Raw genomic sequence first — 24,764 nt, forward strand, 5'->3', positions numbered from 1 at the left:
AGCGCCTGCGCGGAGATCACGCTCAACAAGGTAGGGATCGCCGATGACGGCAGCATTTACGTTTCCCGGGCAGGGCTCGCAGGCGGTTGGCATGGGCAAGGCCCTGGCCGACGCCTTTCCGGCGGCCAGGGCGGTGTTCGACGAGGTCGATTCCGCGCTGGGCGAGAAGCTGACCGCGATCATCTGGGATGGCCCCGGCGAGACATTGCAACTCACCGAAAATGCCCAGCCCGCCCTGATGGCGGTGTCGATCGCCACATTGCGCGTGCTCGAGAGCGAAGCCGGCTTTTCGGTCGGCCGCAACGCGGCCTTTGTTGCCGGGCACTCGCTCGGCGAGTATTCGGCGCTGGCCGCCGCCGGAAGCCTCTCCGTCAGCGACACCGCGCGGCTGCTCCGCACCCGCGGGCTCGCGATGCAGAAGGCGGTGCCGGTCAGCGTCGGCGCGATGGCCGCACTGCTCGGTCTCGATTACGAAACCGCCGTGGCGGTCGCCAACGAGGCGGCGCAGGGACAAGTCTGCCAGGCCGCCAACGACAATGGCGGCGGCCAGGTGGTGGTCTCCGGCGACAAGGCCGCCGTCGATCGCGCGGTCGAAATCGCCAAGACCAAGGGCGCCAAGCGCGCCATGCTGCTGCCGGTGTCTGCGCCGTTCCATTGCAAGCTGATGCAGCCGGCGGCCGATGCGATGGCAGAGGCGCTGTCGGGGGTGACCATCAAGGCGCCCGCGGCGCCGCTGGTCTCCAACGTGCTGGCCTCCGCCATCACCGATCCCGACGAGATCCGCCGCCGCCTGATCGAGCAGGTCACGGGCACCGTGCGCTGGCGCGAGTCGGTTGCCTATATGGCAGGGCAGGGCGTGACGCGGTTCTTCGAGATCGGCGCCGGCAAGGTGCTGAGCGGCCTCGTCAAGCGCATTGCCGACGGCGCGGTCGGCGTGTCCGTCGGCGGTCCGAACGATATCGCTGCGGCCAAGGACGCGCTCGCAGCTTCGGCTTGAAGCAGCCGGAAGGAGAATTCGATGTTTGATCTGACTGGCAAGACGGCGCTCGTCACGGGCGCAACCGGCGGCATCGGCGGCGCGATCGCGCAGGCGCTGCATGCGCAGGGCGCGACGGTAGCGATCTCGGGGACGCGGCGCGAGGTGCTGGACGGCTTCGCGGCCAAGCTCGGCGAGCGCGTGCACGTCCTGCCGTGCAATCTCTCCAGCAAGGATGATGTCGAGGCGCTGGTGCCGGCAGCGGAAGCTGCGATGGGGCAGGTCGACATCCTGATCGCCAATGCCGGCATCACCCGCGACAACCTGTTCGTGCAGCTGCGCGACGAGGATTGGGACGACGTGATCGCGGTCAACCTGACCGCGACGTTCCGCCTGGCGCGCGCCGCGACCAAGCTGATGATGCGCAAGCGCTTCGGCCGCATCATCGCGATCACCTCGATCGTCGGCGTCACCGGCAATCCGGGGCAGGGCAACTACACTGCGTCGAAGGCCGGCATCATCGGCCTGATCAAGACGCTGGGCGCCGAATACGCCAAGCGCGGCGTGACCGCCAATTGCATCGCGCCGGGTTTCATCAAGACGCCGATGACCGATGCGCTCAACGACAAGCAGCGCGAATCCATCCTGGCGAAGGTTCCTGCGGCGCGGCTCGGAACGCCCGAGGACATCGCCGCCGCGGCGGTCTATCTGGCCTCGAACGAGGCCGCCTACGTCACCGGACAGACGATCCACGTCAACGGCGGGATGGCTATGATTTGAGCTACTGGCCGGCTCTCGCAATGCGGCGAAAAGCCGTTTTCGGGAGCCGGTTCAGGCGTGTAGTCAAGGCTTTGGAAGTATGGTAGCTGAAGCCCCCGTGGATGGGCGAAGAACGCCATTGCAGGATTTTGAAACCCTGTATATTGGCGTGGCGACGCCTGCCGTTCGCCGGGGCTTTAATCGGCTACGACCGGGCCGAATCAAGACTATGCGCGACTGAGTAATCGAGACGACCACGATGGCTCGTATCGTCTTGGGGTCGGGTCCAATGGAACAACGAGGTTGAACGATGAGTGAGATTGGCGAGCGGGTTAAGAAGATTGTGGTCGAGCACCTTGGTGTCGAACCCGAGAAGGTGGTCGATAGCGCGAGCTTCATCGATGACCTCGGCGCCGACAGCCTCGACACCGTCGAGCTCGTGATGGCATTCGAAGAAGAATTCGGTTGCGAGATTCCCGACGACGCGGCGGAGACGATTCTGACCGTTGGCGACGCGACCAAGTTTCTCGAGAAGAACGCGAAGAGCTGACGCCGATCGCGAAGTTGACGGGGCCGGACGGACCGTGATCGAGCGGTCCCCCGGCTTCTTATTATCAGCCGCGCATTGCTGGCCGGAGACGTGGAAATGAGACGAGTTGTCGTCACGGGGCTGGGCATGCTTACACCGCTCGGCTGCGGCGTTGACGCAACTTGGGCGCGCATCCTCGCCGGAGACAGCGGCGGCAAGAAGATCGACACGTTCGACGTGTCCGACCTGCCGAGCCAGGTCGCCTGCTACATTCCGCGCGGCGACGGCACTGGCGGCACCTTCAATCCCGATCAGTGGATGGAGCCGAAAGACCAGCGCAAGGTCGACGACTTCATCGTCTATGCGATGTGCGCGGCCAAGCAGGCGCTGGACGATGCCGACTGGCATCCGAAGTCGGACGAGGACCAGTTCGCCACCGGCACGATGATCGGCTCCGGCATCGGCGGCCTCACCGGCATTGCCGAGACTGCGGTGCTGCTGAAGGAGCGCGGACCGCGCAGGGTCTCTCCGTTCTTCATTCCGGGCCGCCTGATCAATCTGGCCTCCGGCTATGTCTCGATCGAGCACGGCCTGAAGGGGCCCAATCATGCAGTGGTCACGGCGTGCTCGACCGGCGCGCATGCGGTCGGCGACGCGGCGCGGCTGATCGCGCTCGGCGACGCCGAGGTGATGGTCGCGGGCGGCGCCGAATCGCCGATCTCGCGCATCGGCATCGCCGGCTTCTGCGCGGCGCGTGCGCTGTCCACCGGCTTCAACGAGACCCCGGAAAAGGCATCGCGGCCGTACGACAAGGATCGCGACGGCTTCGTGATGGGTGAGGGCGCCGGCGTCCTCGTGCTCGAGGAATACGAGCACGCGAAGCGCCGCGGCGCGAAGATCTATGCCGAGGTCACCGGCTATGGCCTGTCGGGCGATGCCTTCCACATCACCTCGCCGCCGCCGGACGGCAATGGCGGCTTCCGCAGCATGACCATGGCGCTGAAGCGCGCCGGCCTTGCGGCATCCGATCTCGACTACATCAATGCGCACGGCACCTCGACGCAGGTCGGCGACGAGATCGAGCTCGGCGCGGTCGAGCGCCTGCTCGGCAATGCGGCATCGAAGGTTTCGATGTCGTCGACCAAGTCCGCGACCGGACATCTGCTCGGTGCGGCCGGCGCGATCGAGGCGATCTTCGCGATCCTGGCGATTCGCGATAACGTGGTGCCGCCGACCATCAATCTCGACAATCCGTCGGTGCAAACGGCGATCGATCTTGTGCCGCATACGTCGCGCAAGCGTGACGTCAATGTGGCGCTGTCCAATTCCTTCGGTTTCGGTGGCACCAACGCTTCCGTGATCGTGCAGCGCGTGACCAATTAGTAGGTCGTTAGAGCGTTTTCGAGCGAAGTGGGTGCCGGTTCGCGTGAAGGAAACGCGTCGAAAAAGAGAATCCAAAGTCCCGTTCCGATTCGATCGGGACGGGACTTTGGAACTAGTCCACCATTTTGCCGTATTCCGCGGTGACTCCTAATAGCGGGCGTATGCTATTGGCAGGGCAGGGGTTTGTCCGGCCACGATTCAACCGGCAGGATATTGGTTTGCATCGATGAGTGAGAGGCCGCCCATTTCACCGAGGAGCCCACGCGCCGCGCTGGAGCCCGAACAGCTTCCGCCGCCGCCCAAGCGCTCGGATCGCGCCCGCAATCCCTTCGTGATCGTCGGCAATGCCATCTTCACCATCCTGATCATCCTGATGATCGGCGCCGGCGCGACGTATTACTACGGCAAGCAGGCGCTGGAATCGCCGGGACCGCTGCAGGAAGACAAGATCGTCAACATCCCGGCGCGCGCCGGCAAGCGTGACATCGCCGACGTGCTCTCGCGTGAGGGCGTGATCAACGTCAATCCGTGGGTCTTCATCGGCGGGGTGTTCGCGCTGAAGGCAAGTTCCGATCTCAAGCCCGGCGAATATTCGTTCCAGAAGAACGCCAGCCTGCGCGACGTCATCGCCACCATCGTCGATGGCAAGGTGGTGCAGCACGCCATCACGATACCGGAAGGCCTGACTTCCGAGCAGATCGTGACGCGGCTCTCCGACAACGACATCTTCACCGGCTCGGTGCGCGAGATCCCGCGCGAGGGCACGCTGCTGCCGGAGACCTACAAATTCCCGCGCGGCACCACGCGCGACCAGGTGATCCAGCGCCTGCAGCAGGCGCAGAAGCGCGTGCTCGCCGAAATCTGGGAACGCCGCAACACCGACACGCCGCTGAAATCGCCGGACCAGCTGGTCACGCTGGCCTCGATCGTCGAGAAGGAAACCGGCCGCGCCGACGAGCGCAGCCGCGTCGCCGCCGTGTTCGTGAACCGCCTGCGCCAGCGGATGAAGCTGCAGTCCGATCCGACCATCATCTACGGACTAGTGGGCGGCAAGGGAACGCTGGGCCGTCCGATCAAGCGCAGCGAAATCACGCAGCCGTCGCCCTACAACACCTATGTGATCGACGGCCTGCCGCCCGGACCGATCGCCAATCCCGGCCGCGCCTCGCTGGAGGCGACCGCCAATCCGGCGCGCACCCGCGACCTGTTCTTCGTCGCTGACGGAACCGGCGGCCACGCCTTCACCGAAACCTACGACCAGCACGCGAAGAACGTCGCCAAGCTGCGCGCGTCGGAAAAGCAGATCCAGAACGACACCGTCGAGCCCGCGGATGATCCGGCGCCCGCCGCCGCGACGCCCGGCGCCGACACCAATCCCACGGCGACGACGCCGAAGCCCACCAATCAAAAGAAGCCGCCGCGCGGTCGGCAGGGCGCAGCCCAACAGACCAATTCGCCACCGGTGGTGCAGCGCTAAAGCGCGATCGTCATCGCGCTTTAGCTTCTTGTTTGAGCATGATCTTTCGGAAAACCGCCATACACTTTTCCGGATCATGGTGTAGCTCTGCATTTTCCGGTGGTGGAACGTAATTCCACTTTCACGGAATCCGTTTTAAGGTCGCACCGGCCCCCCACGAGTCTCGCAGGCTCCGGGTGAGTCCCATATCCTTCTGTTGGAGAGTTCACGCGATGGCGCTGTCGAGCATGACTGGCTTTGCCCGAAGCCATGGCGCAAGCGGTCCCTATACGTTCGAGTGGGAGCTGAAATCGGTCAATGCCAAGGGCTTTGACCTGCGGTTGCGGCTTCCGCCGGGCTGGGACGAACTGGAAGCGCTTGCCAAGAAGCGGGCCGGCGAGCTGCTGTCGCGCGGCACGGTCTACGCCAATCTCAGCGTCAAGCGCACCGACGCGGCGCAGACCATCCGGATCAATGAGGACGTGCTCGCCGCCGTGGTGAAGGTCGCCGGCACGCTCGCGCAGCGGATCGACGCGGTGGCGCCGAGCATCGACGGACTGCTCGGCATCAAGGGCGTCATTGAGGTGGTCGAGCCCGAGAGCAACGAGGACGAGGACAAGGCGGCGCGCGAGGCGGCGGCGATGGCCTTCGAGCAGGCGCTCGGCAGCCTTGTCGAGATGCGCCGCCGCGAGGGCGATGCGCTGGGGCAGATCCTGATGCAGCGGATGGACGAGGTCGAGCGGCTCGCCAGGCGCGCCGAGACCGCTCCCGGCCGCAAGCCCGAGGCGATCAAGGCGCGGCTGGCCGAGCAGATCGCGGCCCTGCTCGAGACGTCCGACCGCTTCGATGCCGACCGCCTGAACCAGGAGGCGATCCTGATCGCCACCAAGGCCGACATCCGCGAGGAACTCGACCGCATCGCCTCGCACATCGCCCAGGCGCGCGAGATGATCGGCAAGGGCGGTCCGGTCGGGCGCCGGCTCGACTTCCTCGCCCAGGAATTCAATCGCGAGGTGAACACCTGCTGCTCGAAGTCGAACGACGTCGAGCTGACCAACACCGGGCTTGAAATGAAGAACGTGGTCGAGCAGTTCCGCGAACAGGTCCAGAATCTGGAGTGAATGATGACGGCGCAGGGTTTTGACGGCGTAGAGCGGCGCGGACTGATGTTCGTCCTGTCGTCGCCGTCGGGCGCCGGCAAGACGACGCTGTCTCGCATGCTGCTTGAACGCGAGCCGGGCCTGAAGATGTCGGTGTCGGCGACCACGCGGCCGATGCGGCCGGGCGAGGTCGAGGGCCGCGACTATTTCTTCGTCGACAAGAAGAAATTCGAGAAGATGGTCGAGCAGGGTGAACTGCTCGAATGGGCCACCGTATTCGACAACCGCTACGGCACGCCGCGTGCGCCGGTCGAGGCCGCCCTAGCGGTGGGGCAGGATGTTCTGTTCGATATCGACTGGCAGGGCACGCAACAGCTCCACCAGAAAGCCAGCGCCGATGTGGTGCGGGTGTTCATCCTGCCGCCGTCGGCCGCCGATCTCGAGAGGCGGCTGCATACCCGGGCGCAGGATTCGGAAGAGGTCATCCGCGGACGGATGAGCCGCGCCAGTCATGAGCTGAGCCATTGGGCGGAATACGACTACATCGTCGTCAACCACAACGTCGACGATGCCTTTGCCGAGGTGCAGTCGATCCTGAAGGCCGAGCGCCTCAAGCGCGAGCGCCGCACCGGCCTTACCGAATTCGTGCGCGGCCTGCAGCGTCAGCTCGAGAAGTAGCGCGTTGCGGACGTGATGCGAGCGCATCACGTCCGTTTGCATTTTTCCTAAGCGGACCTTAGTTCGTCGCGCTGCGCGCAAGCCGCTGCAGCATTGCGGCGATCTGCTTGTTGTCCTGCTCCCTTTGATCCCGATCACGCGTAGCCTCGCGACGTGGAGCTGGCTTCTCGGCCCGGCGTGGAGCGGGCGTCTCCGCACGGCGCGGAGCGGGCGTCTCCGCACGGCGCGGAACGGGCGTCTCGGCGCGGCGCGGCGCAGCCTCGGACAGCCGCAGCGGACGGTCCCGGCTGACAACCGCCATCGGGGGCGCCGGCTCGGTGTGCAGCGAATCCCACGGCGCCTGCCACTCATCCTTGGTCTCGTAAGGCGGCGTACGCGTGCGAGTCAGCCGGAAAACCAGCGTGCTGACCAGGCCGGCCAGCGCCAGGGCTCCAACCATCACGATCAGCAGCATCTGCGTCGACGACGGTGACTTCTCCACGGACGCTTCGGCCGTGGCGGGGGCGGCAGGCGCCGGCGCGGCCGCCGGTTGCGGCGTCGTGTCTGCCTGCGCAACCGCGGTCGGCTGGTCTGCGGCGCGTCTGGTTCCGTTGGTTCCGGCCATGCTCGATGCATCCAGCCATCTGGCGTTCACGTCGGACGGCTGCGCGTTGGTACCGGTGGGCGTGGCTGCCGGGTCGGGCGTCGCTGCCGTTCCGCCGGCCTGGCCGGCGTCGGCGCTTGGCGCAGGTACGGCTGCGACCTGGGGCGAGGGCCATTCGGCATGGGCATCGGCGACTGATCTGCGCATCGCCGGCTGCTGCGGCGCGGGCTGGCTCTGCGGCGTCGGCTGGCTCTGTGGCGGCGTCGCGTCGGCCGTTGTGGTATCGGGCGCTGCTGCCGCCGGCGGCTGCTGCGTGCTCGTCGTCGCCGTCTTGGCGGCCTTGTTCTTGGCCTCGCCGAGATACCAGCACTTCTTCTTGCTGCGATCGAGATGGTAGAACCAGTGGCTTCCCGCAGGCGCGGTTCCCTTGGGCGCGGCCAGGCAGGTGTCCGCCGTGTTGTTGGTGCTATTGGCCGTATTGGCGGCGGTCTGGGCCATGGCGCTGCAACTGGCGCCGGCCAGGATGCTGGCGGCAAGCGCCGCAGCGAATTTCGCTGAACGATTTGACATACGCGTCCCCGGTATCTCTTTTTTAACGCAAACGCTGGAGATCCCAATCTCGGCAAAGAGTTGGGTCGCAATGCGCCGCAAATCCGGAACGGGTAGGGCTTAATTGGGGCTCGCGGCGTGCCGCAATTGCGGCGAGCCCGAGGCCGCGGAACATGAACCGAACGATGGCTTGGTTCGACCGTCAGGTTCCATCGGAGCGGCCGCGTCCCGCCGGCGATAGCAGCACCGGCGGCACGTCATGTCTCAGCGTGATCTTTCGGAAAACCGCGTCACGCTCTTCCGGAATGCTCTAGTTCTTCAGGATGATGCGTCCGACGACCTTGCCGGCGCGCAGCTCGTCGATCCATTTCTGGACGTCGGCCATCGGCTCTTCCTTCATCGGCGTCGGCTTGATCTTGCCATCGCGGGCGAGCGCCATCAATTCCTGACCTTCGGCCAGCGTGCCGACCATGAAGCCTTCGATGGTCATGCGCTTGTACACCCACTGCACCATCGGCAGCGTGAACTGGCCGCCCATCAGGCCGGACACCACGATCTTGCCGCCGCGCGCGACCGTCGACACCGCAAACGCCATCGACTTCTCGTTGCCGGCAAAGTCGACGACGCCGTCGAAGCCGCCGTCGCTCTCCTTCAGCATGCGCTTGACGACATCGGGCTCTGCCGGGTCATAGGCGGCCGCCGCGCCGTTCTTCAGCGCGGTCTCGCGCGCCGCGGGGCTGAGATCGGCAACCGTGATCGGCTGCTTGAACATCGCCTGCGCGAATGACAGGCCCATCATTCCGACGCCGCCGAGACCGATCAGCAGCAGATTGCGCTGGCGCGGACGATCGACCAGGCGCTTCAGCGCGCCAAAGGCGGTGACGCCGGAGCACATCAGGGTGGCGGCCTGGTTGACCGGCAGCGCATCGTAATCGAGCAGGTATTTTGCGTCGGGCACCAGCACGTGGGTGGCGAAGCCGCCGTCGATCGAGACGCCGAGGAAGCGCTGCTTGACGCAGAGATTCTCGTCGCCGGCGAGGCAGTCGCGGCACTGGCCGCAGCCGATCCAGGGGAAGACGGCCTTCTTCGTCCCGATCAGATCCTTCGGCGCATCGGGGCCGACCTCGTCGACCACGCCCGCGATCTCATGGCCGAGCGTGAAGGGCAGGGTCATGCCGCGGGTGGTGTCGAGCTTCTTGCCGCCGCCGAGATCGGCGTAGCCGTCCTGGATGTGGAGATCGGAATGGCACAGGCCGCAGCGCTCGATGCGCACCAGCACTTCGCGTCCCTGGGGCTTCGGCGTGTCGACGATGGTTTCGCACAGCGGTGCATCGAATTTGACGAGGGATTGGCGAACCATACGCGCCATTACGTTTTCTCCTGTTGTTCTATTTTGTGGCCCGTATATCGGCCAATTCCCGGGCCATGGCAACAAAGCCCGCGACCGGAATGGTTTCGGCGCGCCGTGTCGCGTCGATATCGGCTGCGGCAGCAAGCCGCGCCGGATCGACCGACAGCGATTTCAAACTCTGGCGCAGCATCTTGCGGCGCTGGCCGAAGGCGGCGGCTGCGACCTGCTCGAGCATGCGGCGGTCGCACGGCTCGGGCGCGGCGCGCGGTATCAATCGTACCACCGAGGACGTGACCTTCGGTTGCGGCACGAAGGCCGCGGGCGAGATGTCGAACAGGATCTTGGTCTCGGCGCGCCAGTTGGCGAGCACCGCGAGCCGGCCATACGCCTCCTCGTCCTCATGGGCGACGATGCGCTCGGCGACCTCGCGCTGGAACATCAGGACCATCATGTCGTACCAGGGCGGCCACGGCTCGATCGACAGCCAGTCGACCAGCAGCTGGGTCGCGATGTTGTAGGGCAGGTTGGCGACGATCTTGGCCTTGGCGCCATCGAGCAAGGGACGCGGGTCAAAGCGCTGCGCGTCGCCATGCACGATCTCGATGCGGCCGGGATAGCGCTTGGCGATATAGTCGAGCGCAGCCAGCGCCCGCTCGTCGCGCTCGATGGCGATCACGCGCTTGGCACCCAGCGCAAGCAGCGCGCGCGTCAAGCCGCCGGGACCGGGGCCGACCTCGATCACGGTGGAGTCTTCCAGCGGGCCCGCGGCGCGGGCAATGCGCGCGGTGAGGTTGAGATCGAGCAGAAAATTCTGGCCGAGCGATTTGCGCGCCGACAGCGAATGCTCGCGAATGACGTCGCGCAGCGGCGGCAGATCGTCGATCGTGCTCACTTAGCTTGATGCCGCGGCCATGCGCGCGGCGAGCCGGAGGGCGGCGATCAGGCTCGACGGATTGGCCTTGCCGGTGCCGGCGATATCGAATGCGGTGCCGTGATCGGGCGAGGTCCGGATGAAGGGCAGCCCCAGCGTGACGTTGACGGCGTCCTCGAACGCGACGGTCTTGATCGGGATCAGCGCCTGGTCGTGATACATGCAGATCGCGCAGTCGTAGGTCTTGCGCGCGGCTGCGTGGAACATGGTGTCGGCCGGCAGCGGGCCTCGGACGGCAATGCCGTCGCGGCGCAGGATCTCGACCGCGGGCGCGACGATCTCGACGTCTTCCATGCCGAGCGTGCCGTCTTCGCCGGCATGCGGATTGAGGCCGGCAATGGCGAGCCGCGGCGCTGCGAGGCCGAACCGCGCCTTCATGTCCGCGACCACGATCCGCGCGGTCGACACGATCAGGTCGGTCGTCAATTGCGCCAGCGCCTCGCGGACCGACACATGGATCGTCACCGGGACAACGGCGAGCGCCGGTGACCACAGCATCATCACCGGCTGCGGCGCGCGCCCGCCGCTTGCGGCAAGCTCGGCCAAGAACTCTGTGTGGCCGGGATGCCGGAAGCCGGCGCGGTACAGCACGTTCTTGGCGATCGGATTGGTGACGACGGCGCTGGCCTTGCCGGCGGCGACATCGGCGACGGCCTGCCGGATCGATGCCAGCGCCGCATCGGCACTCGTGCCGTCGGGCTGGCCCGGTCGCGCCGTCGCTGTCTTGCCGGTCGCAACCACGGGGAGGGCGCGTGCGAACGTCGCGGATGCCTCCGCGGCGCTGACCTCGGCCAACTCGACGGCAAGCCCGAGCGTCTTGGCGCGTTCGGCAAGCGCGGCGCGGTCGCCCAGCAGATAGAACGGCGGGAGATCGAGTTCGCGGCGGCGCAGCCATGCGGCGAGCGTGATGTCGGGGCCGATGCCTGCGGGCTCGCCGGATGTAAGTGCGAGAGGTTGAGCCATGCGTCAACGATAGTCGATCATCGCCCGCCTGGATATTCGATCATCGCGGCTTTTCGGACTTCCTGCAGGTAGGCCTTCGACTTCGCCTCGTACTTCTGCACGTACATCTTGTCGCGCATCTCACGCTTCTTCGGCGTGTCGACGGTGGTTGCCTTCCTGCCGCAGAGGGCGACCATTTCAACGCCCTGCTTGGTGACCTCGGGAGGGGTGAGGTGGCCGACCGGGGTCTTGTCCAGGATGTCGCGCAGCGACTGCGGCAGGTCAGCCGAGGTCTTCACGACGATCTCGCGGATCGCGGCGTTGCGCATCGACTTGAAGAAGGTGTTGGCTTCCTCGCAACTGGTAACGCGCTCGCGCAGGCTGTCCGCTTCCTTGCGGCGTCCCTCGAACTCCGACTGCGGCGCGCCGCGGGGCACGATCAGAACGACCGGCTGCATCCTGTATTCGAATGCCTCGGCCTCAGCCGCGCCTCCGGTCTCCTTGACCGCGTTGGCCACGTCCTTTTCGCCAACCTGCAGGCTTTCCTTGAAGCGGCCGCGGACCAGGCTGGTCCAGACCATGTCGGCCCTGATGCGTTGCTTCAGCGTGTCCGGGCGGATGCCCTTGCCCTCGAGCACCTTGGTGAGTTGGTCGCCGGAAAGCCGCATCCGCTGCGCCATGCCGCCGAAGGACTGGTCGATATCGCCGGCGGAGGGATCGACGCCGAATTTCTTGGCTTCCTTGATCTTCAGCTTCTCATCGATCAGCTCGTCGAGGACGGTCTTCCGATCAGGCGTCTTGCCGCCGGTCAGGGCGTTCAGCTTGGCGCGCTGCTCGATGTCGTAATTGGTGATGGGCTCGCCATTGACCATCACGGCGATGGTCTGGGCATGCAGTCGCGCGCCGCCTCCGAACAGGAGGAAAAGAGCCAGCAGGGAACTCAACACTAGCTGATGGCGGCGCGTTGGCAGGCTAGCGGTCGTCATTATCGTCATGTCAGCCGTTTAAACCAATTCAAGCCGGAGCCACAGGCCCGCAGGCAATCCAAGCACCCCGCCAGACCGCTCGCTCGCTACTGCATGCCAGCCGAACTGCTGGACGTGGAGGTCTGCGCGATCGTCCGCAGCCCGATCTGGAACATGAACGCGTGGCTGAGGACGGGCGGCGTCGAGCCGGCCTGATAGGTATAGGACGTGACATAGTTGGCGGCCAGCACGAAGCAGTCGTCCACATAGCCCGCGCCGAACGCGTACTGGTTGATTTTGTTCGCTTCAAGGTCCCAGCGCGCCGCGCCCTGAACCACCCAGTTCGCCGCCACCTTGATCGATCCGCTGGCGAGGATGCCTTCGCGGCGCGTCAAATAGCCAAGCTCCGGCTGCGCGGCATAGTCGCCGTACATCAGGCTGACCGACCAGCGGTCGAAGTTCGCGCTGGCCTGGGCCTCGAACCGGTTGATGTTCCAGGTCGCCTCGTCCATCCGCGAGCGGACGCTGAACGTGTAGGTGCGGTTGGGCGAGTAGGCAAGGCTCGCGACATAGTCCGAGCGCGGATTCTGCAGGCCGGAATCGATGCCGGTGTTGGTGACGTCCGCGACTGCGAACGAGTTCAACCCGAACATCTGATAGGACTGTCCGAACATCGCCTTGACGCTGCCGCCGCGATCGAACTGCGTGGTGGCCTGCACGCCGACATTGGCGCGGCTGCCGCCTTCGACGCGGTCGTAGCCGGAGAACTTGTCGATCGCGAACAGGTTCGAGGTATCGAACACCAGGCTCTGCGCGTCCTCGTTCGGAAGCTTGCCGGCGCTGGGTTCGTCGGGCCGGATGATGACCTGCGCAATCGGCTCGATGGTCGTCGTGCCCCACGGCTGCACGTTGATGAAGGGGTAGCGGTATTCGAAGCCGACTGTCGGCATCAGGCGGACCGTCTGGGTGTCGCCGACCGGCAGGAAGTTGGAAACGCCCGGCTGGTTCGAAATGTCGGCGTTGATGGCATCGGCGCGGACGCCGACGAACGGCGTCCAGATCTGGCCGAGCGGGTCGGTATAGGATTTACGCCACTGCGCCTCGGCGGTCAGCCTTGTGTAGGTGCCCGGCATGCCGCGCAGCAGGCACTGCGACGGCGTGCGCGCCATCGGGTCCGCGGATGTGGTCAGGCACAGGCCGTTGGTGTTGGCCGTCGTCGTGATCGGGTCGAACACCGCGGTTTCGCGGGTCAGGTTGGTGAAGTTCACCTTGTAGCTGAACTCGCCACCGAAGATCGGGCTGTTGATCACGTTGTTGTAGTCGATAACGGGCGCGACCACCGGAACCTGGTTCTGGTTGCCGGAGTAGCTGAGATAATAGATCGCGCGTGCGTCGAAGAAGCTGCGGTTGCCGACGCCGGTCAGATAGAGCTGCGAGATCGCCTCGGTCGGCAGCGACAGGAACGATCCGAACGGATCCTTGTACTGGGCCAGCCGGTAATCGGACATGAAGTAGTAGTCGGACAGCAGCACGCCGTCCCAGCCCCAGGTCCATTTGTCGTTCAGCGCGAACTGACCCTTGGTCTCGATGCCGCCGCGGAACTGGCGGTCACCGGGCTGGCCGGCGAAGGCGCCTTGATCAAGCTGGTCGATGCCGTAGAGCCGGATCTGATAGGCGCCGTTCGACAGGCGCTGACGGAATTCGCCCTGGAACAGCACGCCCTGCTTCGAGGTGATGCGCGGATTGAACGTCGCGTCGAAGTCCGGCGCGAGCGCGAAGTAATAGGGGATTTCGACGCCGACGCCGAACGCCGAATACGTGGTGAAGCCCGGCATCAGGAAGCCGCTCTTGCGCTTCACGGTCGGATCGGGCGTCGAGAAGTAGGGCAGATACGCCATCGGAACGCCGAAGAATTCGAGCTGGGCGTTCTCGAAATAGAGCATCTTCTCGGTCTGGTTATGGATGATGCGCGCGCCCTTGACCTGCCAGAGCGGCGGCTTCTTCGGATCATCCTTACAGGGCGCGCAGGCGGTATAAACGCCGTTGTCGAACACCGTGTAATTGCCGCTGGACCGATCGGCGCGGGTCGCCGCCATGCGGGTCTGGTCTTCGGTGTCGACGCGCAGCGAATCGACGAACCCGTCGCGGTAGTCGTCGCTGAGATCAAGGATGTTGGCGTAGGTGATCTTGCCTTCCGCATCGGTCATGCGGATGTTGCCTTCGGCATGAAGACGCTTGGTCTTCTGATCGTAGATGACCTTGTCGGCCTCGACGCTGGTGCCGTTGTAGAACATCTGGACGTTGCCGACGGCCGAGATGCGCTGGTTGTTGTAGTCGTAATCGACCTCGGTCGCCTGAACGAGCATCTGCCCGTCATTCTTGGCCGGCGGGCGGGGCGGCTTCGGCGGACGCGGATTGTAGGTGAAGGCCTGCGCGGCAGCCGGCGTCGACGCGACAACGTCGAGCGCGCTGACCACGACGAACGCGGCGAGGAGAGCTGAGATCGAAACGCCAAACGCGGCCATGCGGCTCCGTTGACGGCGCAGGACACTGCGCCGCCCGAGAGCAGGCGACCTCAACTGGCGGGCGGCGACGATAGCCACTACCCGTCCTCCTGGTACAGCAAGGCTAAGAAACCGGTGAGGCTGCCCACAACGACAGGCAACCACGCCGCAGCGATGGGATGCATCAACTCAGCCTTGCTCAAATCTTCAGTTACTTTCGACAGCACGTAGAGCAGAAAGCCCGCGCCCACGCCACTCAAAACCATCTTCTGCACGCCGCCCATCCGAAAGAAGCGGAGGCTCACAGAAGCCGCCAACATCACCATCGCAGCCAGCAAAAACGGCTGTGCGATGAGCTTGTGATACTGCAAGCGATAGCCAGCCGTCGCGAACCCTGAGCTCTCCGACGAACGGATGTAGTTCGGCAGTTGCCAAAAGGACACAGTTTCCGGGGTGGAGAAACTGTTGCGCACCTGTGCCGGGGTAAGGGTGGTGGTCAGGTAGAAGGTGTCCTGATCCACCGGAGGCTTATCGAGGGTGAATCGGCGCACGCCCTTGAACACCCAGCGGCCGTCTTCGAGCGCCGCTTCGCGCGCTTCGATTCGCTCCTTGAACTGGAGCGCCGTATCGAATCGGAACACGGTGAGGCCGGTCAGCCGGACGCCCTGCTGCTCGCTGCGGGCCGCATTGATGATCGCCTGACCCTCGTCGTTGATCTGGTTCAGCCAGAAGCCGGACGCGTCCTGAATGCCGCCGCCGGGCGCCGAGCCGAACAGCTCGGCTTCCATCCGTTTGGACAGCTCGCGCAGATTGGCCGATACCGGATTGTAGGCGGTGGTCGCGAAGATGCCGAGCACGATCGCACTGGCCAGCGCCGGCGAGATGAATTGCCAGGCCGAGACGCCGGCGGCGCGGGCCACGACGAGCTCCAGCCGACGCGACAAAGCGAGGTAGCAGGTCATGGCGCCGATCAGCACGCAGAACGGCATCAGCTTCTCGAGCAGCTGCGGCACCCGGAATAGCGAAGTTTCCGCGACCGTGATCGCGGAGGCCGAGACGAGGCCCGACGTCTTGCGCACCATCTCGATGTAATCGACCAGCACGAGCAGCACGAAGATGCCCGCGAACACGCCCACCGCCGCGACCACGAAGCGGCCGGCGAAATAACGCCCGAGCGTGTTTGTGACCATGCTCATGCGGTTGCCGGCCTCCGGAAGAGGCGCGCAATGCGCTCGTTATTCCTGTCGATCGCTTCCATCAGCCGCGGCGGCGGTTCGACGACCACGCCGCCGACGATCATCCAGATGCCGATGCCGATGCCGCCGAACAGCATCAGATACTGCACCAGCGCCGCGAGCGGCGTCTTCACCGCCATGACCGAGCAGGCGAACCCGACCATGCGCAGGCCGAACACCGCGAATACCGAGCCGCCGATCGAGAAATTGCGGCTCTGGCGCGTGGTGCGCGGCGCGCCGAGGAAGGCGAAGGTGAGGGCAGCGAACGCGAACGGATAGATCGGCGCCATGAAGCGATCATGCAGCTCCGCGAAGAACTGGCCCGACAGTTGCTGATAGGTCTTGTCTTCCTCGTCCGGCCACATCAGCTCCCAGAGATAGCGCTCGCGAATCCCGAGCGTGACGTCGCGGCCCTGCGAGAATTTCGACATGTCAAAGGCGTAACGGGCGAACGCGACCAGCGCCGGATCACGCTTGCCAACCTCGAACCGTTGCAGATTGCCGTCATAGAGCACGAGGTACGAGCCTCGGTCGGTCTTCTGCACGGTGCCGTGGTCGGCGATGATGGTGACGCGCTCCTGCGGATCGCGGCGATCGTCGACGAAGACGCCGCCGAGCACGCCGCCGGGCAGGCGCTCGCGGATCCGGATCGTCAAGTTCTGGTCGAGCTGGGCGAAGCGGCCGGGCTGCAGGATGTTGGTCAGCACGTCGGCGGTGATCTCGGCGTCCCACTGCTTGATTCGGCGCATGCCGTCGGGGGCGAGATAGGCGCCGATGAAGGCGACCAGGGCCGCCACCACGCAGGTGGCAAGGAAGAACGGCCGGAACAGCCGGATCGGCGAGAAGCCCGCCGCGTTCATGACGATGATTTCGGAATCGGTCGCGAGCTTGTTCAGCGTATGGGAGATCGCGATCATCAGCGCGATCGGGGCGATGATCAGCACCAGGGCGGGAATCACAAGACCGGTGATGCCAAGGAAGGTGAGGATGGTCTGACCCTGGCTGGTCATCAGGTCGATGCCGCGCAGCGCCTGCGTAATCCAGATCACGCCGGTGAGGCTGACCAGGACAAGCGCAAACGACGCCAGCGTCGTCTTAAAGATGTACTTGTCGATCGACCCCATCGCTACCGCACGACCCCCAAAGGCCCCCTGCACGCAACCAAACGCACGGCTCTCGACCATCCCCGTCAACCCGGGTTCCCCTATGGTCGAGCCGCGGACCCGTCCGGCTCACTCTCTAGTCACTCTCTCACTACCATCCCTTTGATCCGTCAACAAAATGGCCGGGCCAAGGCACGCTTAATTTATGGTTAATTAATCGCTTTTGTGGCCTTCCGGCCACTCCGGCGCTTGGCAGCGGCGCAGCCGGCAGGTCATAGTGTATGACAAGCCCGGTCCGGACTGGTTCCGGACCGCCATCGCAATGCTCACCCCGCGTGCCGGAAGGACCGCCTCAGGTCCGAGCAACACCCTGAGTTCTGGAGGATTTTCCTATGTCCGACGCCGTCAAGGTCGGCTTTGTTCCGATCTCCGCGTCCGCTCGCGGTATTCTGGTGGTCTTTTGCGACGACCAATTGAAGCTGGGAGCCGCCGCCCGGAAGGCGCTGGGAGCCGCCGCCGAGACGGTCAAGCGGGCCGCGGCCGCCAACCAGTTCAAGGGCAAGAGCGGGGCGGTCCTCGACATCCTGGCGCCGGAGGGAATCAAGGTCGAGCGGCTGATCGTGATCGGCACCGGCAAGGCGGCCGACCTCAAGGAGAAGGATTTCCTCAAGTTCGGCGGCGTGGTGGCCGGCAAGCTCAATGCCGGCAGCGGTTCGATGACCGTGGTCGCGGAACTGCCCGATGCCGCGATGGCCGCCGGCCAGGCCGCCGCGATCGCCACCGGCATCCGTCTGCGCGCCTACAAGTTCGACCGCTACAAGACCAAGAAGAAGGACGGCGAGGACGGCGCCCTGCGGGCCGACGTCTCGATCGCCGTCGACGATGTTGCCGCCGCCAGGAAGGCCTATGCGCCTGAAGCGTCCGTCGTCGACGGTGTGAATCTGGCGCGTGAGCTCGTCAACGAGCCGCCGAACGTGCTGTATCCCGAGGAATTCGCACGCCGCGCCAGCCAGCTTCGCAAGCTCGGCGTCAGCGTCGAGGTGCTCGACGTCAAGGCGATGACCAAGCTCGGCATGGGCGCGCTGCTCGGCGTCGCGCAGGGATCGGCACGGCCCGGCCGCACCGTGATCATGCGCTGGAACGGCGGCAAGAAGAGCGAGGCGCCGGTCGCGTTCGTCGGCAAGGGCGTCTGCTTCGACACCGGCGGTATCTCCATCAAGTCGGCCGGCGGCATGGAGGATATGAAGGGCGACATGGGCGGTGCGGCCTGCGTGGTCGGGCTGATGCACGCGCTCGCGGCGCGCAAGGCCCGCGTCAATGCGGTCGGTGCCATCGGCCTTGTCGAGAACATGCCCGACGGCAATGCGCAGCGTCCGGGCGACATCGTCACCTCGATGTCCGGCCAGACCATCGAAATCATCAACACGGACGCCGAGGGACGCCTCGTGCTCGCCGACGTGCTCTGGTACGTCGCCAAGAAGTTCAAGCCGAAATTCATGGTCGATCTGGCCACGCTGACCGGCGCGATCATGGTCGCGCTCGGCACCGATCACGCCGGCATGTTCTCCAACAACGACGAGCTCGCCGAGCGCCTGGCCAAGGTCGGCCTCGAGACCGGCGAGAAGGTGTGGCGCATGCCGCTCGGCCCCGAATACGACAAGCAGATCGATTCGCAATTTGCCGACATGAAGAACACCGGCGGGCGCAACGGCGGCTCGATCACGGCAGCGCAATTCCTGCAGCGTTTCGTCGACGGCACGCCGTGGGCGCATCTCGACATCGCCGGCACCGCGATGGGCGCGCCGAAGACCGAGATCAATCAGAGCTGGGGTTCGGGTTATGGCGTCCGGCTGCTCGAGCGGCTGGTCTCCGACTATTATGAAGCCAGGAAATAGAGTGTCGGCCGGCGCATGACCGAGGTTCTGTTCTACCACCTGCAGAACATGACGCTGGAGAGCGTGCTGCCGCCGCTGCTCGAGAAGTCGCTCGAGCGCGGCTGGCGCGTGGTGGTGCAATCGACGTCGCGGGAGCGTGCCGAGACGCTCGACGCGCATCTGTGGACCTACAGCGACGATTCATTCCTGCCGCACGCGACCTCGCGCGTTGCCGACGCGCAGGACCAGCCGATCATCCTGTCGATCGAGGAGGGCAACCCGAATCGGGCCAATGTCCGCTTCCTGGTCGACAATGCGGCGCTGCCGGCCGACTGCGACAGCTACGAGCGGGTGGTCCTCGTGTTCAACGGCGACGACCCCGACGCGGTGGCCTCGGCCAGGGAAAGCTGGACCGCTTGCAAGGCGCGCGGCTTCGAGGTCACCTATTGGCAGACCGACGAGCGGGGACGCTGGCAGCGGCGCCAATAGCGATAGCTACTAATTAATGATAATTCGACGTTTCTTGGGGCGGGCCACGGTCATGCCGCAAAGTGATGTTCGGACAAGCCCTTAGGTAAGGGGTAGGAGCTTTGTCGATCGTGCGGGACGGAACATTCAGTCGGAAGTCGCTGCTGGCGTTGCTGGTGCTTGCACCGGGACTTGCCGGCTGTTCGGGCGCCGGATCCGACTTGTTTTCGCGCGATGCGGAATGGTTCTCGCGTCCCGGGCGGGTGTTCATCCGCAACATCTCGATCGAATCGCCGCCACTGACGCCGGACAAGCCGGTAACGAACGACGATCTCGTCAGTGCCGACGGCAGCTGTCCAGGCATGGCACCGCCGCCGGGCGCCACCGATGCCAACGCGCAGGCCGGCGGTGCACCGCCGCCGCAGCCAACGGGCGGCAGCGTTGCACTCGGCCACACTGAATGCGACGTCGTGCGCGGCATCGGCGCGCCCGACAGCGTCAACCTGTCCAGTGCTCCGGGCGGCGGGCGCGTTGCGGTCGTGACCTGGTCGCGTGGCGCGCGCGCCGGCATCTACACCTTTACCTCGGGGCGCCTGTCGTCCGTCGAGCGCGGCCCGGATCCCGTGCCCGAGCCGAAGCAGGCGAAGCCGAAGAAGAAAAAGACCTCGCACGGCTAGAGCGTTTTCGCCGCAGCGGCAGGCCAATGCCTGCATGCGCGGGCATGATACCGGACGCGCGGACATCACACCGGACAGAATGAGAGCCTCGGCTCCCTCCACGGGTCGTCCCTGCCTAGTGCGCAATTGCGCACGGGAGCAGGGACCCATACGCCGCGGCCGATGTGGTTGAGCGGACTCGTCGTTCGACGATCGCGCAGCAACGACCATCTGTGGTTATGGGTCCCTGCTTTCGCACTAGCGTGTCTACACGGTTTTGGGGCGCGACAGATTGACTCGGTGCAGCAAGAAGTGGCGTCTCTGCAGCATGTTGTATGATTCTCTCACTGGCGCTTTGATTCGAAGGAGCGCCAGCGATGCAGCCGGATTTGTCTTTGGGTGAGTTCGGGGACGTTCGTCTCGACAAAAGGGGGCGACGCTTCTGCGGGCTATGCTTTGCACGCGCAGCGTCTGCTTGCGCCAGATGGCCCGGGGCGATTGGGCTGCCAATATGGCGTTCTGGCGGTTTGTGAACAACCCCCAAGTCACGATCGATAAATTGATTGAGGGCTGGAGCGCGCAGACGCGGACTGCGGTCAGCGGGCGTCATGTGCTGGCGATCCAGGATACGAGCGAGGTCAAGTTCCAGACCCAGGCGGGACGGCGGCGCGGGCTGGGCAAAGTCGGCAAGGGCAATGCTCGCGGCGTGCTGTTGCATGCGATGATGGCGGTGGATGCCGACAGCGGGGTCTGTCTTGGCCTTACTGGCGGCAACGTTTGGACGCGCAAAGGCAAGGTAAAAATCCCGCATGAGCGGCGCGCCTTGGCCGACAAGGAGTCGGCGCGCTGGGTGACGGCCGCCGAGCAAGGCCGCGACGTCCTGGCAGATGCCCGCATGATCACCGTCGTCAACGACCGCGAGGGGGATTTCTTTGCTCACTGGGCGCTGACGCCAGCTGAGAATGTCCATCTTCTGTCGCGTGCCATGCACGACCATGCGCTGGTCGATGGCGACACACTTTATCAGGCGGTCGAGCGGAGCCGCTTCTGCGACAACGCGGTGATCGATCTGCCGCAGCGAATGGATCGGCGCGGCCGGCAGGCCCATCTCTCGATGCGCTTCGGAACCGTCGTGCTCAAGCGGCCGCAGAGGCCCGGCGTCACCGACTTGGCGGAGGGCATCAAACTCAGCTTCGTAGAAGTGGTCGAGTTGCATCCGCCGAGAGGTGCGGAGCCCATTCGCTGGCTGCTCCTGACCACTCATCCGGTCGCCACCGTTAAAGACGCCTGGCAGATCGTCTCCTGGTACCGCCAGCGCTGGATCATTGAGCAACTCTTTCGCTCGCTGAAGAGCCAGGGTTTGCGCATCGAGGATAGTCAGATCGAGAGCGCCGAAGGCCTGATCAAGCTCGTGGCGGTCGCCACCAGAGCGGCATGTATCGTCATTCAACTCGTTCAGGCCCGCAACAGTGGCGAAGAATTGCCGGCTGAATTTGTCTTCACCGCAGAAGAGATCGAGACGCTCAGGGCCATCAACAAAACCATGAAAGGTCGCACCGAGCTTCAGAAAAACCACCATCGCCCCAACACTCTTGCTTGGGCGGCATGGATCATCGCAAAACTCGGCGGATGGACCGGCTACGCCTCCCACCGTCAACCTGGACCAATCACCTTCCACACCGGAATGGCCCGCTTCCAAATCCTCGCAAATGGCCCGACAAACGTGTAGATGCACTAGTGCTTTCGCAGGGACGACATCGGATATGTGGCTCCGCCCGGTCTAACTCGCCGCTTCGTCGAGTTCGGCGCTGGCTTCCAGCCAGTCTTCCTCTGCGCGCTGTAACGCGCTCTCGGCGCCGGCGCGCGCCTTGGTCAGTTGCGCGGCCTGCTTGGGGTCGCGGGTAAAAATATCGGGCAATGCGAGTGCGGTATCGATCTTGGCGATGATGGCGTTGATGCGCTCGATCTCGGCCTCAGCTTGCGCGACCCGCTGCCTGGGTGAAGCACGCTTCTCGTTGCGGATGCGCTCCGGCTTCGCGGCCTCCTTGACGCGCTCGCGCGAGGCCGGCCGGCCGTCATTGGCCGACAGGATCATGCGTCGATATTCGTCGAGATCGCCGTCATAGGCCGTGACGGTCTGGTTGGCCACGACCCACAGGCGGTCGGCGCAGGCCTCGATCAGATAGCGATCATGCGAGACCATGATGATGGCGCCGGGGAATTCGTTGATCGCCTCCGCGAGCGCCGCACGGCTGTCGATATCGAGGTGGTTGGTCGGCTCGTCCAGGATGATCATGTTCGGGCCGTAGAACGTGGCAAGCCCCAGCAGCAGCCGCGCCTTCTCGCCGCCCGACAGGCTCTTCACCAGCGTGTCGCCGGCCTTGCCGGAGAAGCCGATCGCGCCGACGCGGCCGCGCACCTTGCTCTCCGGCGCCTCCGGCATCAGCTTGCGGATGTGATCATAGGGCGAGCCGTCGAGATTGAGCTCGTCGACCTGGTGTTGGGCGAAATAGCCGACCGACAGCTTGTCGGCCCTCGTGATCCGGCCGGCAAACGGCGCGAGCTTGCCCGCCAGCAGCTTGACCAGCGTCGACTTGCCGTTGCCGTTGGCCCCTAACAGCGCGATGCGGTCGTCGGTATCGACGCGCAGCGTCACGCGATTGAGCACCGGCTTGCCGGGCTCGTAGCCGACCGAGACGTCATCGACCGCGATGATCGGCGGCGACAGCAGCTTCTCCGGCGCCGGGAACGAGATCTCATGAACATCCTGGGTCACCAGCGCGGTGATCGGCTTCATCCGCTCCAGCATCTTCACGCGCGACTGCGCCTGCCGCGCCTTCGAGGCCTTGGCCTTGAAGCGGTCGACGAAATCCTGCAGGCGCTTGCGCTCATCGGCCTGCCGCTTGGCGTGCTTGGCGTCGAGCAATTCGCGCGCGGCGCGCTGTTCCTCGAACGAGGAATAGGTGCCCTTGTAGAGCGTCAGTCTGCCGCGATCGAGGTGCAGGATCTGATCGACCGAGGTGTCCAGCAGGTCGCGGTCGTGGCTGATCACGATCACCGTGCGCGGATAGTTGGCGAGGTGGTTCTCGAGCCACAACGTGCCTTCGAGATCGAGATAGTTGGTCGGCTCGTCCAGCAGCAAGAGGTCGGGCGCGGAGAACAGCGTCGCCGCCAGCGCCACGCGCATGCGCCAGCCGCCGGAAAATTCCGCGCACGGCCGCGCCTGGTCTGATGTCGAGAAGCCGAGGCCGGAGAGGATCGCCGCGGCACGGGCGGGCGCGGAATGGGCGTCGATGTCGACCAGCCGGGTCTGGATTTCGGCAATCCGGTGCGGATCGTGCGCCGTCTCGGCCTCGCGCAGCAGCGCGTCGCGCTCGAGATCGGCCTTCAGCACGACGTTGATCAGGCTTTCGGGCCCGTCGGGCGCTTCCTGCGCGAGGCTGCCGATACGCCAGCGCGGCGGAAGCGCGATGCTGCCGCTCTCGGTCGGGATGTCGCCCCGGATGGCGTGAAACAGCGTCGATTTGCCGACGCCGTTGCGGCCGACAAATCCGACGCGGGCTCCGGGTACAATTTGCACCGAACTGTGATCGATCAACAGCCGTCCGGCGATCCGGACCGAGATGTCAGTGATGGAGAGCATGCAGCGTTGTCACCGGACCCGCCGCCAAACGCAACCCCGTCTGTTCGCAAAATCTCTCCCGGGGCTGTTGCAAAAACGCAATTGGGCTGCTGTTCAGCCCTCAACACCTAATGGCGATCGCCTTCCCGTCGTTGCATCTCGTCGAGGAGTTGCTGCAGGCGAGACGAAAGTGCGGGCTCTGGCCGCATGCTTTGCTGAAGCCGTTCGCCTACGGCATCGCAGATGTAACGGCAGGTCTTGTGATCAATCTGATCGGCGTCCTTGTCGATCTTGCTCATTGTCATCGTCATGGCATGTCTCTTGGCGAGTTCCACCTCGCATGTTCGAGTAGCTCCTCGCCATGACAAGTCGCGACCCCGAATTTGGTTTCCGCGCCTTGCTCTCGCCTTGAGGTAGTGGGTCCCATCATATGCCCGGGTTCCCCCGGCGGACCCGAAAAAAGCCCCGGCGCGAGGGCCGGGGCGAGAAGCAAGTCAGGGGAGCAGTCGTAGATTCGATGGATCAGTAGCAGCGGTTGACCAGGCGCCAGCGGGGCCCCCACGGGGTCGGCACCACGCGGCGCACGTAGCAGCCGCCGCCGTAGCCATAACCGCCGTAATAGGCCGGGCCGCCGACGATGACGCGCGGACCGCCCCACCAGCCGTGGTGCCATCCACCGTGCCAGCCGCCATGCCAACCACCCCACGCAGAAGCGGAGGTCGGGGCGAGCGCGGCGGCACCGAGCGAAACCGCGGCGACGGCGGCAAGCGAGAGTTTGCGTAACATGATCGTCTCCTCGAGGTATGGGCGCGCGCGACGCGCCCGCGGTGACATTTCCCGAGACGTCCTGTGAGGCTTGCGGATTGGGGGGGGCCAGCAAGGCGTCCGATCGCTGCAGAGCCTATGTGACTTGAGCTGAACGGCAGCGGCACGGCGCTGACAGAATGGGTTCACCTAGGTGAAATCGCGGTAAGTTGGCCGAGCCGGCCGCTGTCCGGAGGGCGCCCTAACGACGGTTTTCGTCGTGAAAATGCGTCAAAACTAAAGGCTAACGCGTCACAGGGTCGCTTGCCGTTATCCCATCGCGCCGATATAAGCCC

General features: G+C 65.0%; 22 protein-coding genes. 11 read left to right on the forward strand and 11 right to left on the reverse strand.

Annotated features, from left to right (window positions below; genetic code table 11):
* Positions 1-43 precede the first annotated feature (43 nt).
* The 7 genes from fabD (at position 44) to gmk (ending at position 6,881) form a co-directional block, all read left to right on the forward strand.
* Entirely contained in the window at positions 44-997 is a 954-nt protein-coding gene (fabD, locus tag ACVIHF_RS12915) for an ACP S-malonyltransferase (RefSeq protein ID WP_456780661.1), read from the forward strand.
* Between the two features lie 21 nt (positions 998-1,018).
* Positions 1,019-1,756 (forward strand): 3-oxoacyl-[acyl-carrier-protein] reductase, encoded by a 738-nt coding sequence (fabG, locus tag ACVIHF_RS12920; RefSeq protein ID WP_076831958.1) that lies wholly within the window; start codon positions 1,019-1,021, stop codon positions 1,754-1,756.
* Positions 1,757-2,045: 289 nt separating this feature from the next.
* The gene (locus tag ACVIHF_RS12925; RefSeq protein ID WP_002716125.1) at positions 2,046-2,285 is read left to right on the forward strand and encodes an acyl carrier protein; all 240 of its coding nucleotides are present in this window, start codon (positions 2,046-2,048) and stop codon (positions 2,283-2,285) included.
* A 96-nt stretch (positions 2,286-2,381) separates the two neighbouring features.
* Positions 2,382-3,647 carry a beta-ketoacyl-ACP synthase II gene (gene fabF / locus ACVIHF_RS12930; protein ID WP_092088244.1) on the forward strand — a complete coding sequence of 422 codons (1,266 nt, stop codon included), beginning with the start codon at positions 2,382-2,384 and terminating at the stop codon, positions 3,645-3,647.
* Positions 3,648-3,873: 226 nt separating this feature from the next.
* Positions 3,874-5,124, forward strand: a complete 1,251-nt coding sequence (gene mltG / locus ACVIHF_RS12935; protein ID WP_076831963.1) for an endolytic transglycosylase MltG — start codon at positions 3,874-3,876, stop codon at positions 5,122-5,124.
* A gap of 212 nt (positions 5,125-5,336) precedes the next feature.
* On the forward strand, positions 5,337-6,224 hold the full coding sequence (locus ACVIHF_RS12940; protein ID WP_141343071.1) for a YicC/YloC family endoribonuclease: 888 nt from the start codon (positions 5,337-5,339) through the stop codon (positions 6,222-6,224).
* A 3-nt stretch (positions 6,225-6,227) separates the two neighbouring features.
* The gene (gene gmk, locus ACVIHF_RS12945) at positions 6,228-6,881 is read left to right on the forward strand and encodes a guanylate kinase (protein WP_456780660.1); all 654 of its coding nucleotides are present in this window, start codon (positions 6,228-6,230) and stop codon (positions 6,879-6,881) included.
* A gap of 58 nt (positions 6,882-6,939) precedes the next feature.
* Here the strand turns inward: gmk and ACVIHF_RS12950 are convergent, their stop codons facing one another.
* From ACVIHF_RS12950 to lptF, 8 genes are all read right to left on the reverse strand, one after another.
* Positions 6,940-8,034 (reverse strand): hypothetical protein, encoded by a 1,095-nt coding sequence (locus ACVIHF_RS12950; protein ID WP_456780659.1) that lies wholly within the window; start codon positions 8,032-8,034, stop codon positions 6,940-6,942.
* A 289-nt stretch (positions 8,035-8,323) separates the two neighbouring features.
* Positions 8,324-9,382, reverse strand: coding sequence for an alcohol dehydrogenase (locus ACVIHF_RS12955; protein WP_456792160.1), 1,059 nt, complete (start codon positions 9,380-9,382; stop codon positions 8,324-8,326).
* 19 nt (positions 9,383-9,401) lie between these two features.
* On the reverse strand, positions 9,402-10,256 hold the full coding sequence (gene rsmA / locus ACVIHF_RS12960) for a 16S rRNA (adenine(1518)-N(6)/adenine(1519)-N(6))-dimethyltransferase RsmA (protein WP_057019884.1): 855 nt from the start codon (positions 10,254-10,256) through the stop codon (positions 9,402-9,404).
* Complete coding sequence (gene pdxA / locus ACVIHF_RS12965) at positions 10,257-11,258, reverse strand: 4-hydroxythreonine-4-phosphate dehydrogenase PdxA (RefSeq protein WP_456780657.1); 1,002 nt, start codon at positions 11,256-11,258, stop codon at positions 10,257-10,259.
* Positions 11,259-11,275: 17 nt separating this feature from the next.
* Positions 11,276-12,223, reverse strand: a complete 948-nt coding sequence (locus tag ACVIHF_RS12970; RefSeq protein WP_225159077.1) for a SurA N-terminal domain-containing protein — start codon at positions 12,221-12,223, stop codon at positions 11,276-11,278.
* 86 nt (positions 12,224-12,309) lie between these two features.
* The gene (locus ACVIHF_RS12975; protein ID WP_253608914.1) at positions 12,310-14,727 is read right to left on the reverse strand and encodes an LPS-assembly protein LptD; all 2,418 of its coding nucleotides are present in this window, start codon (positions 14,725-14,727) and stop codon (positions 12,310-12,312) included.
* A 77-nt stretch (positions 14,728-14,804) separates the two neighbouring features.
* A complete protein-coding gene (lptG, locus tag ACVIHF_RS12980; RefSeq protein WP_038383710.1) occupies positions 14,805-15,902 on the reverse strand; it encodes an LPS export ABC transporter permease LptG in 1,098 nt (365 codons plus the stop codon).
* Positions 15,899-17,065, reverse strand: a complete 1,167-nt coding sequence (gene lptF, locus ACVIHF_RS12985) for an LPS export ABC transporter permease LptF (protein WP_456780656.1) — start codon at positions 17,063-17,065, stop codon at positions 15,899-15,901. The genes lptG and lptF overlap by 4 nt, the downstream gene beginning before the upstream one ends.
* 371 nt (positions 17,066-17,436) lie before the next feature.
* Here lptF and ACVIHF_RS12990 point away from each other — a divergent pair, with 371 nt between their 5' ends.
* The 4 genes from ACVIHF_RS12990 to ACVIHF_RS13005 all read left to right on the forward strand — a co-directional run bounded on the left by ACVIHF_RS12990 (position 17,437) and on the right by ACVIHF_RS13005 (position 21,771).
* A complete protein-coding gene (locus tag ACVIHF_RS12990; protein WP_456780655.1) occupies positions 17,437-18,939 on the forward strand; it encodes a leucyl aminopeptidase in 1,503 nt (500 codons plus the stop codon).
* A 15-nt stretch (positions 18,940-18,954) separates the two neighbouring features.
* On the forward strand, positions 18,955-19,407 hold the full coding sequence (locus ACVIHF_RS12995) for a DNA polymerase III subunit chi (protein ID WP_456780654.1): 453 nt from the start codon (positions 18,955-18,957) through the stop codon (positions 19,405-19,407).
* A 101-nt stretch (positions 19,408-19,508) separates the two neighbouring features.
* Positions 19,509-20,063, forward strand: coding sequence for a hypothetical protein (locus ACVIHF_RS13000; RefSeq protein WP_083715152.1), 555 nt, complete (start codon positions 19,509-19,511; stop codon positions 20,061-20,063).
* Between the two features lie 463 nt (positions 20,064-20,526).
* A complete protein-coding gene (locus tag ACVIHF_RS13005) occupies positions 20,527-21,771 on the forward strand; it encodes an IS4 family transposase (protein ID WP_456781775.1) in 1,245 nt (414 codons plus the stop codon).
* A 51-nt stretch (positions 21,772-21,822) separates the two neighbouring features.
* Here ACVIHF_RS13005 and ACVIHF_RS13010 read toward each other — a convergent pair whose 3' ends face one another.
* The 3 genes from ACVIHF_RS13010 to ACVIHF_RS13020 form a co-directional block, all read right to left on the reverse strand.
* Complete coding sequence (locus tag ACVIHF_RS13010) at positions 21,823-23,685, reverse strand: ABC-F family ATP-binding cassette domain-containing protein (RefSeq protein WP_253608912.1); 1,863 nt, start codon at positions 23,683-23,685, stop codon at positions 21,823-21,825.
* Between the two features lie 107 nt (positions 23,686-23,792).
* Entirely contained in the window at positions 23,793-23,963 is a 171-nt protein-coding gene (locus tag ACVIHF_RS13015; RefSeq protein ID WP_167350433.1) for a hypothetical protein, read from the reverse strand.
* 223 nt (positions 23,964-24,186) lie between these two features.
* Positions 24,187-24,450 (reverse strand): hypothetical protein, encoded by a 264-nt coding sequence (locus ACVIHF_RS13020; protein WP_018271306.1) that lies wholly within the window; start codon positions 24,448-24,450, stop codon positions 24,187-24,189.
* Positions 24,451-24,764 lie beyond the last annotated feature (314 nt).

This window comes from Bradyrhizobium sp. USDA 4506, assembly GCF_054058795.1.